The sequence below is a fragment of the Streptomyces sp. URMC 126 genome, from assembly GCF_051386555.1.
Classification (GTDB): domain Bacteria; phylum Actinomycetota; class Actinomycetes; order Streptomycetales; family Streptomycetaceae; genus Streptomyces.
Genome location: NZ_JBPQTX010000934.1, coordinates 1 through 265, shown reverse-complemented (window position 1 = coordinate 265; position 265 = coordinate 1). Strand labels below are relative to the sequence as shown.

The following is a 265-nucleotide window of genomic DNA, read 5'->3' as shown; positions in this document are numbered from 1 at the left end:
CTGTGGGCGAGCCTGAAGGACCCGGTGGGCTGGCGCCACGTGCTGTACTCGGTGATCCGGCTGCCGTGGGCGGTGTTCACCTTCACGGTGACCCTGGTCGGGCTGTTCGTGGCCTGGCCGGTGCTCGGCTACATCGTGCGCGGGCTGACCAACGTCGACCGGGCGATGGTGCGGGGCCTGCTGTCGCCCTCCGACGAGCTGGAGCAGCGGATCGCGGAGCTGGAGTCGGATCGGGGGACGGTGGTCGACACCGCCGCCGCCGACC

General features: G+C 71.7%; 1 pseudogene. It reads left to right on the top strand.

Annotated features, from left to right (window positions below):
- Nucleotides 1-265, top strand: a pseudogene (locus tag ACSNOK_RS34555) (sensor histidine kinase); the annotation flags it as partial.